Source organism: Clostridium lapidicellarium (assembly GCF_041224415.1).
Classification (GTDB): domain Bacteria; phylum Bacillota; class Clostridia; order Clostridiales; family Clostridiaceae; genus Clostridium_B; species Clostridium_B lapidicellarium.
The window spans coordinates 13,671-30,537 of record NZ_JBGFFE010000002.1 but is presented as its reverse complement, the minus strand read 5'-3'; the positions used below and the strand labels follow the sequence as shown (position 1 = coordinate 30,537).

Genomic DNA, 16,867 nt, shown 5'->3' with positions numbered 1-16,867 from the left:
TATTTAAAAGTGTAATAGAAAATGTTACAAATGTGTTATATAATTTTATCAAAGGTAGTTTTAAAAACTTATTTAATAATGCGGAGATAGACTATTATGACAAGTATGTGGCAAAAAGTGAGGATAAAATTAAAAAGTGGAATAAGGAAAAATTTTAAAAAAATAAGAAAGATAATGGGTTATAAGAATGAAGAAAGTCTTTCTAGAATTTTAGGTATTACACGTCAAACATTATCAAGATTTGGGGAGATCGATGGAATAACTGATAATACTAGCAATACTTTGCTAATGTCGATTTTAACATTAATGGAGCAATTTTTATATACTAATAGATATGATTACGATAATTTAAAGGATTATATACAAAAATTTGATCAATATTTTCTTGGTGATTTGTGGAATGATGAAAACTTAAGAAAGCGCACTCAATTAATGGATCCATTCTTTTTTGAAATGGATTTACAGAAAACAGAATTTAGGTATATAGATATTTGGTTAAAGACATTTCAATATGAGATATCGGAAAATGAGAAAGAGAAAGATGAATTAATTGATTATAATAAATTAACAATAAGAAAAATAATAGATAAGTATCATATATATGTTACTTCAGATTTTCTGCTACATGATAATGCAGAAGAATTTTTTATTCAATTAGTAGAAATTATTTTAAAGAAAAATAGAAAAATTAAAATTTCTAATTTTACAATTGATATTATTCAAAACACAAGGATCTCAAAAGAATATAGGCTGTATCAAAATGGATTAAAGGCATTAGAAATTGTTAATTACTTAAATGATGCTAATTGTTTATCTAGAATGAAAAGTAATTACAATTGTAAAGATGAAATAGAGCTTATTATTAATGAGATCTTAAAAAATAATATAAATAATGTAATTGTATTTTCTCAAGAAAACTCATATAGAATATTATCAGCAATTAATAACATTCATGATTTGATAACAAAAATTATTACAAAAGAGTGTACATCATTAAGCTTAAGCTTAACAGGACGAGAGGTCAATTTAAATAATGGTGGGGGCTATAAAATATGTAGTCTAATGGACTTTTTGAAAAATAATTAATATATAAGGAAGTGAATTTTTATGGAATTTAAAATGCCAACAGTAAAACAATGGAATTCAATGATCGAAAGAACAGCTTTGGATAGGTTCGCTGCATTAGATGTATATGTAAATCAAACTATTGAATTAGAAGGAAAGTTTATCCGATTAGGTCGCGATAAAAAAACAGGAATAGATAATATACATGTTTTAATGGAGAACGTTTATTTTGAGGATGGTAGTGGAGAAAGCTATACATTTAGTCATATATGGTTAAATAAGGCTGGTATCTATTTTTGGAGTGGAACGTGGTACTATAATCCAATATGGTTTCAGATTAAACAAAACGATTTTATAAAAATAAGAGGAATGGTGAAAAGATATTATGATAATAAAAATAAGGCTTTGAAAAATACTCTTGTTAATGTAGTAGTTTTATCAGTTAATGATATTCGTATTGCATTATAAAAATTGTAAATAAAAGGAGAGCTGCATATGGATTTTAATTTATGTGAAGAATGTGAAAAATATAAGGCTAAATATAAAGTGTACTTAAGTGGTGTTGAAACTATTGACCTTTGTGGAAGATGTATTAGAAAGAAAAAGTATGCTGAATATGAATGCATTCCCATAGATGAACTTGATATGGATGATGAAGAACAAGAAGGCTGGGAAGATATTGCAGAATATTATAATGACTGACTTTAAGTAGTTGATAAGCTAAAATTAGTTATTATATGATGCATGATTAATTTTAGAATAAAAATAGACTGTTTCCTTTTTACCTTATATAACAGCTTCATGCATGTGGAGACTATAGTTTCGCTACAAAGGAAAGATATGTAGAAATCCTTGATTTTAAGCACTTTCTCAAACATATCGTGTTTATAGAAAATAGTGATAAAAGCCGAAATAAAGAGATAAAAAATTATATTAATGTTTCAGTAGTAGTTGATATAGAGTGTGGGGATACAATAAAATAAGGTTTATAAGGGATGGGATATTAAATAAAAATGGTTTTCTTCTTCTTTATTTTTAGACGTTCAGAAATGAACGTCTATTTTTATATCCAAATTAAAAAGGAAGTGGTAATGGTGCCTATATTGTTGTATTTAAATTACAAAAAGAAATCATGTTCTCCACCATTTAAAATTATGAAATAGTTAGTATAATGTTGTCTTATTCTGCTTATCTGCTATTTACCTTTTTGACCGGGCTTTGTCAAAGGTGTGAAGCATGTAAGCTTGCCCTTGATAAAGAACGGGCAGGAAGGTATGCTTCATCTAGCAGAATAAGTAGACAATTACAATTTAACTATTATAAATAAAAATGAAAAGAGGTTAAAGTATATGGTAAAATATGTTATTCAGAGCATGGAAAAGACATTTGGAAATCTGGAGTATGCAGGAGAAGAAAAGATTGAATAGCGTAGGTTAAAATAGTTGTATGTCTATCTTTTCTCGCAGCTATGATCTTTATTCTGATATTCAGAGATCAAATGATATTGTAGTGATATTTGGTGAAAATCACTTTGAAGTTGAAGAAAAAGTGGAAGCAATAAAGGATACATTGAGATATAGACAAAGATAATATTGATATTCTATTAGTCCATAATTATAGAGCTAAATATAGCATACAAAGCGACATTTACAATTCCATGTGGTAAAATTAAATAAAGTTGTAATTTTATGAGCACAGGTGGTAAATATGGGAGATAATCGAAGGATTTTTTCTGATAATGAAAAGATGCTCTTATTTAATGAGGTGGATGGACGGTGTCCAATTTGCGGAAAAGCTTTAAGTAATAAGAAAAATGGACAAATTATTAAAATGTTTGAAGTGGCACATATATATCCCGCAAATCCACATCCAAAGGAAGAAAAATTACTGGAAAATGAGGAACGCCTAAGTGAAGATATTAATAGTTTAGACAATGTCATAGCAGTATGTAGAATATGTCATAAAAAATTTGATACACCTCGAACTATAGAAGAATATCGTTCATGGGTAAGGCTTAAAAAGAAGTTGTTGCAGGATGCAAAATTAAAAAATACGTATGCACTTTTTAATATAGAGGAAGAAATAAAGGAGATATTGAAAAATTTAAATGATGAATCTTTGGAGGAAGAATTAGTTCGTTTAAGTTATGAATCTTTAAGGATAGAACAAAAAGCTAATAATACATTACCTTTTGCAATAAAGCGTACTATCAAAAATGACGTGGTAGATTATTTTGATTATATCCATAACATATTTGTTGAAATGAATGAAGTAACTCCATATAAATTTGATACCTTAGCAGCTCAAATAAAAAGCTTTTATTGTAAAACCATGCAAATCAATCCTAATCAAGAATTTGTATATTCTTCTTTAGTTGACTGGTTAAACGAAAAAACAGGTTCATATTCAAGGAGAGCCTGCGAAATTGTGGTTGCATATTTTGTACAAGATTGTGAGGTGTTTTCATGATATTGCCTAATAAGTTAATAAGTTTCCAAGATTGCATTCTTGCAAAAACAGTGTATATTTTAGAAAAGATATGTGATACTAACTATTCAGTAAGTGAGTTATATGAAGTTGTAAAAAAGTATTTCAAGGATTTGAATGAATATATGTTAGCTTTAGATGTTTTATATGTTCTTGAGAAGGTAGAATATAATGAGGAGTTACAGGTGATACAGTATGTTAAAAAAAATAATTTGTGATATATTTTTGGAAAAAGAAGTTATATTTCATGAAGGATTAAATGCGATTGTAGGAGATGACGTTGCTTCTAATTCAATAGGAAAATCGACCATGCTTATGATTATTGATTTCATATTTGGTGGCAATGATTATATAAATAAAAACCACGATGTAGTAGAACAGTTAGGACATCATAATTTTAGATTTATTTTTAATTTCGATAACCATAATTATTACTTTATTAGGAGTACAAATGAATATAAGTCTGTTTCAATTTGCAATGAAAAATTTGAAGCTTTAGAAAGTATATCAACAGAAGAATATACTGCATGGTTACAGAAAAATTATAAGTGTCAATTAGAATCGTTATCATTTAGAAATATTGTTGGAAGATATTTTAGAATTTATGGTAAAGAGAACCTAATTGAAAAAAAGCCAATTCAATATTTTGAGAAAGAAAGTGCTCCAAAATCAATATTAGCTTTGCTAAAATTATTTGATAAATATAAATCATTAAAAGCATATGAGGAGCAAATTGAAAAGTTAAAAAAAGATAAATTGACTTTAACAAATGCTGCCAAAAAGAATTTTTTACCTAATGTAAGTACAAAAAGTTTATTTAGTAAAAATGAAAAAAAAATTGCTGAACTAAATATACGATTAGAAAAAATAAAGAAAGAAATCGTAATGACTTCTCTTGATTTAGAGTCAATGGTCTCACAAGAAGTATTAAAGCTTAAACGTGAAAAAAGCTTGCTTACTACTAAAGTAAACACACATCGTAGTAGATTACTCCGAACTCAGAATAATATAAAAAACAAACCAGTTAAAATCAATGCCGAGTTAGAACAATTTGTATATTATTTTCCGAATTTTAATGTAGAGCAAATTAATAAGGTTGAAGAATTTCATAAAAACATAACTAAAATTTTAAAAAGTGAACTTATGACAGTAGAGAAGGAATTAAAATCAAAAATAAAAAAATTTGATAATCAGATAAAAGAAATAGATAAGCAAATAGAACAGAAGCTATCAATTAAAGATGCTCCTAAATTAGCAGTGGATGAAGTGGTTGATTTGGTTGCACAAATCAAACAGCTTAGCGATGAAAATGGTTATTATACGAAGAAGAAGCAGTTGGAAGCATCTATATCTCAAGCTAATCTTGATTTAAGTGAATTAAAAGAAAAAGCATTGGATGAAATATGTAATAAGATAAATGTTAGAATGTATGAATTAAATAAACAAATTTATGTTGATGGGAGAAGATCACCAACGTTAAATATTCATGGAAATAAATATTCGTTTAATACTGCTGGAGATACAGGAACAGGTACAGCTTTTGCCAATTTAATTTCATTTGACCTTGCATTATTGGAATTAACGTGTTTACCAGCCATAGCACATGATTTACCTTTATTAAAGAATATTGAAAATGCAGCTTTAGAAAATATCATATCAATTTATAGTCAAAGTAAAAAACAAATATTCATTGCTATTGACAAATTGAGTTCTTATGATGAAAAAGCAACTCGCATAATAAATAAGCATAAGGTATTACAGCTTTCAAAAGATAAGTTACTTTTTATAAAAAATTGGAAAAGTAATAAGTAAAATTTAATAACAACAGCCTATCGAAAGGCGAATGGTCAATATGTGAGAAAAAATCAACGGAAAGATACTATGTTTAGGCGTTCAGAAATGAACGTCTATTTTTATACCTAAATTTAAAAAGGAAGTGGTAATAGTGTATATATTGTTTTATTCAAATTACAAAAAGAAATCACGTTCTCCACCATTTAAAATTGTAAAGAACAGTTAGTATAATGTTTCCTTATTCTGCTTACCTACTATTTACCTTTTTGACCGAGCTTTGTCAAGGGTGCGAAGCACATAAGCTTGCCCTTGATAAAGAACGGGCAGAAAGGTATGCTTCATGCAGCAGAATAAGGAGACAAGTAGAATTTAAACTATTATAAATGAAAAGAGGTTAAAGTATATGGAACTAAAATATGTTATTCCTAACATGGAAAAGACATTTGGAAATCTGGAGTATGCCGGAGAAGGTAAAGTTGAACAGCGCAGAATGAACGGTCGTATGTCAATTCTTTCCCGTAGTTACAATTTATATTCTGACATTCAGAGAGCAGACGATATTGTAGTAATATTGCCGCCGGAAGCTGGTGAAAAACATTTTGAGGTAGAAGAAAAAGTAAAACTTATCAATCCCCGTATCACTGCTGAAGGATATAAAATTGGAAATCGTGGTTTTACAAATTATATTCTGCATGCAGGTGATATGGTGAAAGAATAAGGAAAGAGAGGTAAAAAAAATGAGATTAGCTGAAGGAATTGTAATTGACAAGGAAAAGACATTTGGAATATTGAAGTTTTCTGCACTTCGCCGTGAGGTGCATATCAACAATGAAGATGGTACGGTCAGTGATGAAATAAAGGAGCGTACCTATGATCTTAAATCCCGTGGACAGGGTTGTATGATACAAGTGAGTATTCCAGCTTCTGTTCCTTTAAAAGAGTTTGCCTACAACGCCGAAGTGGAACTTGTAAATCCAGTAGCAGATACGGTGGCAACTGCCACTTTCAGGGGCGCAGACGTGGACTGGTATATAAAGGCCGATGATATTGTACTGAAAAACAAACAGGCAATCTCCCATGTTAAAAACCAACAGCCGCAGCCTCAAAATAAAGGAAAATAGGACATTTATATTTTCCGGAAAGGATGATTTATGAAACATTTTATCTATAAAGGAAGACGAATTAGAGCAAGTGATAAAAATTTGGTATTCCGGTTTGATGCTATCTCACTTACTGTGATTTTCTTACTGGTGCTATTGTCATTTCATGGAAAACAGCTCATACTAATGGACTGGCAGAAAGTCAGGCTTATGCATGGTGGCTGTTTTCAATTGTCTATTACGCCCTATCTGATATTTAGTGTAGTTATTGCCACAGCAGTAAGCGTGCTTGTAGCTTGTCTGTATTACCATTTTCGGCGTGACCATGTGAAACAGCTGATTCACCGTCAGAAGCTGGCAAGAATGATACTTGAAAATAAATGGTATGAATCTCAGCAGATACAAAGTGATGGACTATTTAAAGACATACCATTTGGCAGATCTAAAGAGAAAATCAGTCATTTTCCGAAGATGTATTATCTCCTGAAAGACGGGTTGATTCATATACATGTGGAAATTACTCTTGGAAAGTATCAAGACCAGCTTCTGCACCTGGAAAAGAAACTGGAAAGTGGCTTGTACTGTGAACTGGTGGACAAAGAGTTAAAGGATTCCTATGTGGAATATACCCTGCTCTATGACATGATTGCAAACCGAATTACTATTGATGAATTAAAGGCAGAACACGGCAGGCTAAAGCTCATGAAAAATATCTGGTGGGAATATGACAAACTCCCTCACATGCTGATAGCCGGAGGCACAGGCGGAGGTAAGACCTACTTCATCTTCTCCATTATTGAAGCATTACTGCATACAAATGCCGTTCTCTATGTTCTTGATCCAAAAAATGCTGACCTTGCCGATCTTTCTTCTGTCATGCCAAATGTATATTACAAACAGCAGGATATGATTGACTGTTTGGATCAGTTCTATGATGATATGATGAAACAAAATGAAGAAATGAAGTTGATGGAGAATTACAAAACAGGTGAAAACTATGCCTATTTAGGACTGCCGGCTCATTTCCTTATCTTTGATGAGTATCCTTCATTTATGGAGATGATAGGTAAAAAAAGTACACAGGTTATGAGCAAGCTAAAACAAATTGTCATGCTGGGGCGCCAAAGTGGTTTTTTCTTGGTTTTAGCTTGTCAGAGGCCAGATGCAAAATATTTAGGAGATGGGATTAGGGATCAGTTCAATTTTCGTGTAGCACTTGGCAGAATGAGTGAGCTTGGTTATGGAATGATCTTTGGTGAGGTGGAAAAAGATTTTTTCCTAAATCAGATAAAAGGCCGTGGTTATGTGGATACGGGTACAAGTGTGATATCAGAGTTTTATACTCCCCTTGTACCAAAAGGACATGATTTTTTAAGAGAAATATCAAGATTAGTGAACAAAGAACAAATAGAAGAAAAAGAGTAATGGCGTTTGCTTTTAAAGTAAATGTCATTTTTTACTTTACAGATTGGAGAACTATAATGAAATACAATATTATTTATGCTGATCCTCCTTGGCAGTATAAAAGAAAAAAAGGACAAGGAGTGGCAGAAAACCATTATCCAACAATGTCTATAGAGGATCTATGTAATTTACAAGTAGATAAAATAGCCGAAAAACACTGCATACTATTTTTATGGGTTACATTTCCCCAATTAGAAAATGGCTTACACTTAATTAAGGCATGGGGATTTGTGTATAAAACAGTAGCTTTTGTATGGGTAAAATTAAACCGGAAAAGCAAGACACCATTTTGGGGTCTTGGGAACTGGACAAGATCAAACTCGGAAATATGCCTTCTTGGAACAAAAGGACATCCTAAAAGAATATCTAAAAGGGTTCATCAGCTTATCTGTACTCCTATACAAGAGCATAGTAAGAAGCCAGAACAGGCAAGGGAAAAAATTATAGAACTTATGGGAAATTTGCCAAGAATAGAGTTATTTGCAAGAGAAAAAGAAGATGGATGGGATGTTTGGGGAAATGAAATTAAAAATAGCATAGAGTTGCCTGAAATAGCAGAATCAATAAATAAAAGCAGGCAGGACGGACAGGCGGCGTGCGAAGCGAAAGCCGCAGGGACGGACTGACCTGCTTTTGGTGTGGCGATAGCCACACCAGTGATTAGCCCCCCGTATCTAACAGGGGGGCACAAATACAATAAAAAACAGTTTTAAAATCCTGCAAATACCTTATTATATAAAGGTTTGTGGGATTTTTTAAGTATGTCAACTACAACCCTTTCAGTTGACATACTTTTTTGATTGGAGGGATATAGTTGAGTGAAAATGGATTATGGGTACAGGTACTAAAAGAAAAGAGAACTTACTATGGTATCTCGCAAAACCGCCTTGCAGTTGCAGCTGGAATCACAAGACAGTATCTAAGTGACATTGAAAATGGCAGAGCTTCACCATCGGAAGACATCAAAGAGACTATTTTAAAATCACTGGAACGTTTTAATCCTGACTCGCCTCTTGAAATGCTGTTTGACTATGTGAGGATACGTTTCCCCACTGTAAATGTAAAACATGTTATTGAAGATATACTGCTTCTTAAAATGAAATACATGCTTCATGAGGACTATGGTTTTTATTCCTATGCAGAGCATTATGCTTTGGGAGATATTTTTGTAATGGTATCTCCTGATGAAAAGAAAGGAGTACTGCTAGAGCTTAAAGGACGGGGCTGCAGGCAATTTGAAGGATTTCTTCTGGCACAGCACAGAAGCTGGTATGATTTTTTCATGTGTGCAATAGGTGAAGGCGGCGTATTCAAACGATTGGATTTAGCTATAAATGACAAGGCAGGTATACTTGATATTCCAAAGCTCACTGAAAAATGCCGAAATGAAGAATGCATTTCAGTATTTCGAAGTTTCAAGAGCTATCGAAGTGGTGAGCTTATACACCGTGAGGAAAAAGAAGCCATGGGAAATACACTCTATATCGGTTCCCTGAAAAGTGAAATTTACTTTTGCATATATGAAAAGGACTATGAACAGTACGTGAAAAACGGCGTTCCCATAGAAGAAGCAGAGGTCAAAAACCGTTTTGAAATTAGGCTGAAAAATGATAGAGCCTATCATGCAATTATTGACCTTCTGTCATATAGAGATGCAGAACGTACAGCTTTTTCCATTATAAACCGTTACCTTCGATTTGTTGACAAGATAGAGAATAAGAGGCGCAGTGAATGGAAGATAAATGAAAGTTGGGCCTGGTTTATAGGCAAGGACCGTGAAAAGCTCAAACTTACCACCAAACCGGAGCCCTATTCCTTTGTACGTACCTTAAACTGGCTAGGGCGTCAGGTTGCCCCAACATTAAAGGTGGCACTTTTAATCGATCAGATACGTGGCACAAACATCATCTATGATATTATACAAAATGCCAAACTAACAAAAAGGCATGAGAAAATACTACAGCAGCAGGTGGATAATACAGAACAGATGGTAACTAACTGCAACTGATAAATAGAATTTTATTTGATTATATAATGAAAGATTATGGAAGGAGAAATGTGTAATGAATTTCGGACAGAATCTATACAACTGGTTTTTAAGCAATGCCCAGTCACTTGTGCTCATGGCAATTGTAGTAATCGGGCTTTATCTTGGTTTCAAGAGGGAGTTTTCCAAGCTCATTGGTTTTCTTATAATTGCACTTATTGCCGTAGGTCTGGTTTTCAATGCTTCTGGCGTCAAGGATGTACTTTTGAACCTGTTTAACAGAGTTGTTGGTGCATAAGGAGGTGAAGGAAGATATGGAAATGCAAGTCTATATCGCTAATATTGGTAAATACAACGAGGGCGAATCAGTAGGTGCGTGGTTTACTCCACCTATAGACATGGAAGATGTCAAGGAGCGCATTGGCTTAAATGGTGAGTATGAAGAATATGCCATTCATGATTATGAGCTGCCCTTTGATATTGACGAGTACACATCCATTGATGAAATAAATCGTCTGTGTTCTATGGCAGAAGAATTGGAGGGAACTCCAATTGAGGACGAAATGAGAGAAATTCAGAGAACTTTCTTTGGCAGCTTTGAAGAGATGGTGGAGCACAAGGATGATATTATCTGTTATCCTGATTGTGACGACATGGAGGATGTCGCCTACTATCTACTTGAGGAATCCGGAAGGCTTGGTGAGATCCCCTCCGATTTACAAAACTATATTGACTATAAAGCCTATGGGCGAGATCTTGAGATTGAAGGAAATTTCCTTGTCACTCCCCATGGGGTTTTTGAATATGCAGGTTAGTTAAAAAATTTCCAGAAAAGGTGCCAGTGCTATAATTATCCCCTGTTAATTTATGTACTGGTCACCTTTCTTATTTGAAAATTCAAAACAGAAAGGATTGTTACATGTGAAGAAGATTAAAAGCTATACAAGCATCTGGAATGTGGAAAAGGTCATATATGCAATCAATGATTTCCAGCTGCCTTTTCCGGTTACATTCACGCAGATGGCATGGTTTGTTTGCTCCCTACTTCTGGTAGTTATGTTTGCAAATGTTTCACCACTTTCAATGATCCATGGTGCACTGCTTAAATATGTGGGAATCCCTGCTGCGCTTACATGGTTCATGTCACAAAAGACTTTCGATGGGAAAAAGCCCTTCGGCTTTTTAAAATCCGTGTTTTCATACATCGTTAGAGCAAAAGTTACTTATGCAGGAAAACCAGTGAGACTTAAAAAAGAAATTGTGGACGAAGCTATTACCGCAGTTAGGAGTGAAATTTATGACTTATCCCATTAAATATATAGAAAATAATCTTGTATTTAACCATGATGGAGAATGTTTTGCTTATTATGAGATGATACCCTACAATTACTCATTTCTCAGTCCGGAAGAAAAATATCAGGTGCACGACAGTTTTCGTCAGCTTATAGCCCAGAGCCGTGATGGAAAAATACATGCCTTGCAGATTGCAACAGAATCCAGTATCAGGATAACACAGGAGAACAGCAAGAGAGAAGTCACTGGAAAATTAAAGGAAGTTGCCTATCAAAAAATCGACCAGCAGACCGAAGCGTTAGTCAGCATGATTGGTGAAAACCAGATTGACTATCGCTTTTTTATTGGCTTCAAGCTCCTTTTAAACGAGCAGGAAGTGAGCATTAAAACTATAGGTGAGTCCATAGCTATGACTTTTTCTGATTTTCTACATGAGGTAAATCACAAGCTCATGGGTGATTTTGTAAGCATGAGCAATAAAGAAATTGACAGGTTTATGAAAATGGAGCGTTTGCTTCAAAGCAAGATTTCCCGCAGATTTAAATTTCGCAGGCTAAACAAGAATGATTTTGGCTACTTAATTGAACATCTCTATGGAAAGACAGGTACACCTTATGAGGAATATGAATACCATTTGCCTGTAGAAAAGCTAAAGCAGGAAACTCTAGTAAAAAGATATGACATTATAAAACCTACTCGCTGCCTGGTGGAAGAAAAGCAGAGATACTTGAGAATTGAACATGAAGACCAAACGACCTATGTTTCCTATTTCACTATAAATTCCATTGTGAGAGAGCTTGATTTTCCATCCTCGGAAATTTTCTACTATCAGCAGCAGCAATTTACTTTCCCCATAGACACCTCTATGAATGTAGAAATTGTCGCCAACAAGAAAGCCTTGACTACTGTTAGAAACAAGAAAAAAGAGCTTAAAGACTTGGACAATCATGCTTGGGAGTCCAACAATGATACAGGTAATGATGTTTTAGAAGCGCTTGATAATGTAAATGAACTGGAAACCAATCTGGATAAGACAAAGGAAGCTATGTACAAGTTGAGCTATGTTATATGTGTATCAGCTTCAAGCCTTGATGAACTGAAACGCCGTTGTAATGAAGTTATGGACTTCTATGACGATTTAAGCATTAAGCTGGTACGCCCTTTTGGAGATATGCTGGGACTTCATGGTGAATTTCTACCTGCCAGCAAGCGCTACATGAATGACTATATCCAGTATGTTACCAGTGATTTTTTAGCTGGTTTAGGCTTTGGTGCCACACAGATGCTTGGAGAAAAAGAAGGAATATACATTGGATACAATCTTGACACAGGGCGAAATGTGTACTTAAAGCCTAGCCTTGCAGCCCAGGGCGTGAAAGGTTCTGTTACCAATGCTCTTGCAGCAGCTTTCCTTGGTTCACTTGGTGGTGGAAAATCATTTTCAAACAACCTGCTTGTTTATTATGCTGTTCTCTATGGAGGACAGGCGGTAATTGTTGATCCAAAGTCCGAGCGCGGCAGGTGGAAAGAAACACTGCCGGAAATTGCCCATGAAATCAACATTATAAACCTTACGAGAGAGGAAAGTGACAAGGGATTGCTTGACCCTTACGTGATTATGAAAAAAACAAAGGATGCGGAAAGCCTTGCAATTGACATTCTTACCTTTTTAACTGGAATTTCAAGTCGTGATGGAGAGAAATTCCCGGTTCTTCGTAAAGCCATTCGCAGAGTAACACAAAGTGAAAATAAAGGACTTTTGCGTGTCATTGATGAGCTGCATAAGGAAAATACAACTGTTGCCAACAGTATTGCCGATCATATTGACAGTATTAAGGACAGTAATCTTGGTCAACTGTTATTTTCAGGCGGTACTACTATTCAGTCTATCAGCCTTGACAGACAGCTGAACGTCATACAAGTGGCTGACTTGGTACTGCCGGATGCAGAAACAAATTTTAAGGAATATACCACCGTAGAACTTCTAAGCGTAGCCATTTTAATTGTTATAAGCACCTTTGCTCTTGACTTCATTCATTCCGAACGCAGTGTATTTAAAATTGTGGACTTGGATGAAGCATGGAGTTTTTTGCAGGTGTCACAGGGTAAGACGCTTTCCAACAAGCTTGTAAGGGCCGGTCGTGCCATGAATGCAGGTGTTTATTTCGTGACGCAGAATGCGGATGATCTGCTTGATGAAAAGATGAAGAACAATATAGGACTTAAATTTGCATTTCGTTCCACGGATATCAATGAAATAAAGAAGACACTGGAGTTTTTTGGAGTAGATAAGGAAGACGAGAATAACCAGAAGCGATTGCGTGAACTTGAAAATGGTCAATGCCTAATCTCTGATCTTTATGGCCGTGTAGGTGTCATTCAGATTCATCCGGTATTTGAAGAACTTCTCCATGCCTTTGACACCCGACCACCGGTTAAGAAAGAGGTGACCTAAATGAGCTTGAAGAAAGTACAGATGAAAAAGATACGAAAAATCTTTATAACTATCTTGCTGGTCACCGTAATATCCTTTCTTTTTTTAGTCATTGTTGGAACTGTAGTACATGCATCAGGTCTTGTAGATGATACAGTAAGTTCCAAGAATACTTACTCCAAATATCCTCTTGGCAATTATCAGCTGGATTTTTACGTGGATAATTCCTGGGGCTGGCTGCCCTGGAACTGGACAGATGGAATAGGCAAACAGGTCATGTATGGGCTATATGCCATCACCAATTTTATATGGACAATTTCACTCTACCTGTCCAATGCCACAGGATATCTGGTGCAGGAAGCCTACTCACTTGATTTTATCTCCAAGACTTCAGATGCCATCGGGAAGAACATGCAGACTTTGGCAGGCATTTCGCCAAATGGCTTTCAAAGTTCCGGTTTTTATGTGGGATTTCTTCTGATTTTCATCTTGATAGTTGGTATATATGTTGCCTATGTAGGGCTTATCAAGAAAGAAACTACTAAAGCTGTTCATGCAGTAATTAATCTAGTTGTAGTCTTTATTCTTTCTGCTTCCTTTATTGCCTATGCTCCAGATTATATTGGTAAAATCAATGATTTTTCATCTGATGTCAGCAATGCCAGCTTATCCATTGGTGGAAAAATTGTCATGTCAAATTCAAAAACCAAGGGTAAAGACAGTGTAGATATGATAAGGAACAACCTGTTTTCCATACAGGTACAGCAGCCCTGGCTTCTACTACAGTATGGCAATTCCGACATGGATAAAATTGGACAAAAAAGGGTTGAAAAGCTGATTTCTGCTGATCCTGATAAGAATAATGGAAAGGATAGAGAAACAGTTGTAAAAGAGGAAATTGAGGACAAGAACAACATGAATCTTACCATTACCAAAACCATTACACGCCTTGGTATGGTATTTTTTCTGTTTATTTTCAATATAGGGATTTCCATATTCGTGTTTTTGCTGACAGGTATTATGATATTCTCACAAATACTTTTCATAATCTATGCCATGTTTTTGCCTATGAGTTTTCTACTGTCCATGATACCTGGTTTTGATAACATGGCAAAGCATGCCATAATGAAGCTTTTTAATGTGATTATGACAAGAGCAGGTATTACACTTATTGTCACTGTTGCCTTTTCAATCTCTACAATGATTTATACCCTATCGGAAGGATTCCCCTTTTTCCTAATTGCATTTTTGCAGATAGTGACATTTGCCGGTATTTATATGAAGCTTGGAGATCTGATGGGCATGTTCAACTTGCAGGCAAATGACTCCAAGCAGATGGGACACAGAATTTTTCAAAAACCTTACAAGCTGTTAAACCGTGGGACACGAAGACTAAAAAGGAAAATCGGACGTATCCTTGTTGCCGGAACAACTGGTGCGGCAGCTGGAGCCATGGCAGGTGCCGCAGCTTCAAAAAAGTCTGGAAAATCTCAAAGAGCACAGCCTAATCATAAACGTCCAGCCAGCAGCTCTGATGTATCATCCGAAAATAAGCCAAGTTTTGGAGAGAGTGTCGGTGAGAAAGTTGGAGCAGTTATGGATACTAAAGATCGCATTGCAGATAAAGCAGGACAAATAAAAGAGCAGGCAAAGGATCTGCCAGTCAATGCACGTTATGCCCTATACCATGGGAAAAAGCAAGTATCAGACAAGGTAGTAAAAAATGTGGATGGCTTCAAAAGTGGTATGGTACAAACACTAGAGTGTAAAAAGCAGGAACGAGCAAAAAACGGAAATCTACGCCGAGAGACAATTGCAAAGCGTCGAATGGAGCTGGACAAAGCACGTCAGCAGAGTACAACGAAGCAGCCTGTAACAGAGCAGCTAAATATACAAAAAACATCATCTCCCAGTCCGGTACGTACTAGACCTGTAACATCTAGTGATATTCCCAAAACAAACAGGGCCAACATGAGTCAAACAAATTCATTTACTGATGGGATGACAACAAACAGTTCTGAAAATCTTAATATGAACTCTCCTATAGCAAGTACACCAAAATTTACAGAAAATCATGTTTCTAGCAAATATTATTCTTATGAAAAAGGGAAAGGATCGGAGAATATTTATCAAAAGCCAGTTGTAAAGTCTTCCACTTTAAGATCTACCACACAGCAGCGCCAAAAAGTAAAAGAGCAAGTAGGCAAAAGGCAGAAAGGACGAAGAAAATGAAGCTTAAACATTTGATTGTCCTCGGTGTTGTGTTTGCTGTACTGCTTTTTCTTCTTATTTTTGTTGCTGTCTTTATTTCAGATGAAGACAGTGGAAATGACAGCGATATTGATCTTGCAGGTTCCAATTTGTCACAGGAAGTGCTGGCACACAAGCCTATGGTTGAGAAGTATGCCAGGGAATATGGAATTGAAGAATATGTAAGCTATTTGCTTGCCATCATGCAGGTGGAAAGTGGCGGACGAGGAACAGATGTCATGCAATCTATTGAATCTGCAGGAGTGTCCGCAGGTTCCTTTTCTGTAGAGGAATCCATAAAGCAAGGCTGTAAATATTTTGTAACCTTGCTTGAGTATTCCAAGAAAAAAGGCTGTGATATAAATACTGTTGTACAGTCTTATAACTATGGAGAAGGTTTCATAGATTATGTCGCCAGTCATGGCAAGAAGTACACATTTGAACTTGCAGAGAGCTTTGCAAGAGAAAAATCCGGTGGAAATAAAGTCACTTATACAAATCCAATTGCTGTAAGAAAAAACGGCGGTTGGATGTATGGCTATGGAAACATGTTTTATGTGCCGTTGGTATTACAATATCTGAGCACTCCTCGTTTTGATAATACCACAGTCCAGACAATTATGACAGAAGCCCTTAAATATGAAGGCTGGAAATATATGTTTGGTGGCAGCAACCCAAACATTTCATTTGATTGCAGTGGGCTGACACAGTGGTGTTTTGGGAAGGCCGGAATTAAACTTCCCAGGACAGCCCAGGAGCAATATGATATGACGCAGCACATTTCCCTATCAGAAGCAAAGCCAGGTGATCTGGTGTTTTTTCATGGTACCTATAATGCAGGAACCTATATCACGCATGTGGGCATTTATATTGGAAACAATCGTATGTATCATGCGGGCAATCCTATAGGATACGCCGACCTCACTACTTCATACTGGCATGAGCATTTGGTAAGCGCAGGTAGAATTAAAAATAAATAGAAAGGAAAATTTA

Annotated in this window: 18 protein-coding genes; all 18 read left to right on the top strand. The window is 35.1% G+C overall.

Features of this window, described 5'->3' with window-relative positions; all coding sequences use genetic code 11:
- The first annotated feature begins 96 nt into the window (after nucleotides 1-96).
- Nucleotides 97-1,086 (top strand): hypothetical protein, encoded by a 990-nt coding sequence (locus AB8S09_RS02180; protein ID WP_369868393.1) that lies wholly within the window; start codon nucleotides 97-99, stop codon nucleotides 1,084-1,086.
- Between the two features lie 21 nt (nucleotides 1,087-1,107).
- Nucleotides 1,108-1,533, top strand: coding sequence for a hypothetical protein (locus tag AB8S09_RS02175; protein WP_369868392.1), 426 nt, complete (start codon nucleotides 1,108-1,110; stop codon nucleotides 1,531-1,533).
- A gap of 27 nt (nucleotides 1,534-1,560) precedes the next feature.
- Nucleotides 1,561-1,767 carry a hypothetical protein gene (locus AB8S09_RS02170; protein WP_369868391.1) on the top strand — a complete coding sequence of 69 codons (207 nt, stop codon included), beginning with the start codon at nucleotides 1,561-1,563 and terminating at the stop codon, nucleotides 1,765-1,767.
- Between the two features lie 744 nt (nucleotides 1,768-2,511).
- The gene (locus AB8S09_RS15835) at nucleotides 2,512-2,655 is read left to right on the top strand and encodes a DUF961 family protein (RefSeq protein ID WP_440132398.1); all 144 of its coding nucleotides are present in this window, start codon (nucleotides 2,512-2,514) and stop codon (nucleotides 2,653-2,655) included.
- 117 nt (nucleotides 2,656-2,772) lie between these two features.
- On the top strand, nucleotides 2,773-3,534 hold the full coding sequence (locus AB8S09_RS02160; protein ID WP_369868390.1) for an ABC-three component system protein: 762 nt from the start codon (nucleotides 2,773-2,775) through the stop codon (nucleotides 3,532-3,534).
- Nucleotides 3,531-3,770: an ABC-three component system middle component 7 gene (locus AB8S09_RS02155; RefSeq protein WP_063600949.1), complete on the top strand. Its 240-nt coding sequence runs from the start codon at nucleotides 3,531-3,533 to the stop codon at nucleotides 3,768-3,770. Before AB8S09_RS02160 ends, AB8S09_RS02155 begins: the two co-directional genes overlap by 4 nt.
- Nucleotides 3,748-5,364, top strand: a complete 1,617-nt coding sequence (locus tag AB8S09_RS02150; RefSeq protein ID WP_369868389.1) for a DUF2326 domain-containing protein — start codon at nucleotides 3,748-3,750, stop codon at nucleotides 5,362-5,364. The genes AB8S09_RS02155 and AB8S09_RS02150 overlap by 23 nt, the downstream gene beginning before the upstream one ends.
- A gap of 385 nt (nucleotides 5,365-5,749) precedes the next feature.
- On the top strand, nucleotides 5,750-6,064 hold the full coding sequence (locus tag AB8S09_RS02145; RefSeq protein WP_179978096.1) for a YdcP family protein: 315 nt from the start codon (nucleotides 5,750-5,752) through the stop codon (nucleotides 6,062-6,064).
- Nucleotides 6,065-6,083: 19 nt separating this feature from the next.
- Nucleotides 6,084-6,467 (top strand): YdcP family protein, encoded by a 384-nt coding sequence (locus AB8S09_RS02140; RefSeq protein ID WP_179978095.1) that lies wholly within the window; start codon nucleotides 6,084-6,086, stop codon nucleotides 6,465-6,467.
- A 30-nt stretch (nucleotides 6,468-6,497) separates the two neighbouring features.
- Nucleotides 6,498-7,871, top strand: coding sequence for an FtsK/SpoIIIE domain-containing protein (locus tag AB8S09_RS02135; protein ID WP_369868388.1), 1,374 nt, complete (start codon nucleotides 6,498-6,500; stop codon nucleotides 7,869-7,871).
- 56 nt (nucleotides 7,872-7,927) lie between these two features.
- Entirely contained in the window at nucleotides 7,928-8,536 is a 609-nt protein-coding gene (locus AB8S09_RS02130; RefSeq protein WP_179978093.1) for an MT-A70 family methyltransferase, read from the top strand.
- A 188-nt stretch (nucleotides 8,537-8,724) separates the two neighbouring features.
- A complete protein-coding gene (gene mobT, locus AB8S09_RS02125; protein ID WP_369868387.1) occupies nucleotides 8,725-9,918 on the top strand; it encodes a MobT family relaxase in 1,194 nt (397 codons plus the stop codon).
- A gap of 55 nt (nucleotides 9,919-9,973) precedes the next feature.
- Entirely contained in the window at nucleotides 9,974-10,195 is a 222-nt protein-coding gene (locus AB8S09_RS02120; RefSeq protein WP_063600943.1) for a hypothetical protein, read from the top strand.
- A gap of 16 nt (nucleotides 10,196-10,211) precedes the next feature.
- Nucleotides 10,212-10,712, top strand: a complete 501-nt coding sequence (locus AB8S09_RS02115) for an antirestriction protein ArdA (protein ID WP_179978091.1) — start codon at nucleotides 10,212-10,214, stop codon at nucleotides 10,710-10,712.
- A 52-nt stretch (nucleotides 10,713-10,764) separates the two neighbouring features.
- Nucleotides 10,765-11,211, top strand: a complete 447-nt coding sequence (locus AB8S09_RS02110; protein WP_440132397.1) for a conjugal transfer protein — start codon at nucleotides 10,765-10,767, stop codon at nucleotides 11,209-11,211.
- Nucleotides 11,195-13,645, top strand: coding sequence for a conjugal transfer ATPase TcpF (gene tcpF, locus AB8S09_RS02105; protein ID WP_179978089.1), 2,451 nt, complete (start codon nucleotides 11,195-11,197; stop codon nucleotides 13,643-13,645). The genes AB8S09_RS02110 and tcpF overlap by 17 nt, the downstream gene beginning before the upstream one ends.
- Nucleotides 13,646-15,856 (top strand): CD3337/EF1877 family mobilome membrane protein, encoded by a 2,211-nt coding sequence (locus tag AB8S09_RS02100; RefSeq protein WP_369868386.1) that lies wholly within the window; start codon nucleotides 13,646-13,648, stop codon nucleotides 15,854-15,856.
- Complete coding sequence (locus AB8S09_RS02095; RefSeq protein WP_179978087.1) at nucleotides 15,853-16,854, top strand: bifunctional lytic transglycosylase/C40 family peptidase; 1,002 nt, start codon at nucleotides 15,853-15,855, stop codon at nucleotides 16,852-16,854. Before AB8S09_RS02100 ends, AB8S09_RS02095 begins: the two co-directional genes overlap by 4 nt.
- Nucleotides 16,855-16,867: the final 13 nt, after the last annotated feature.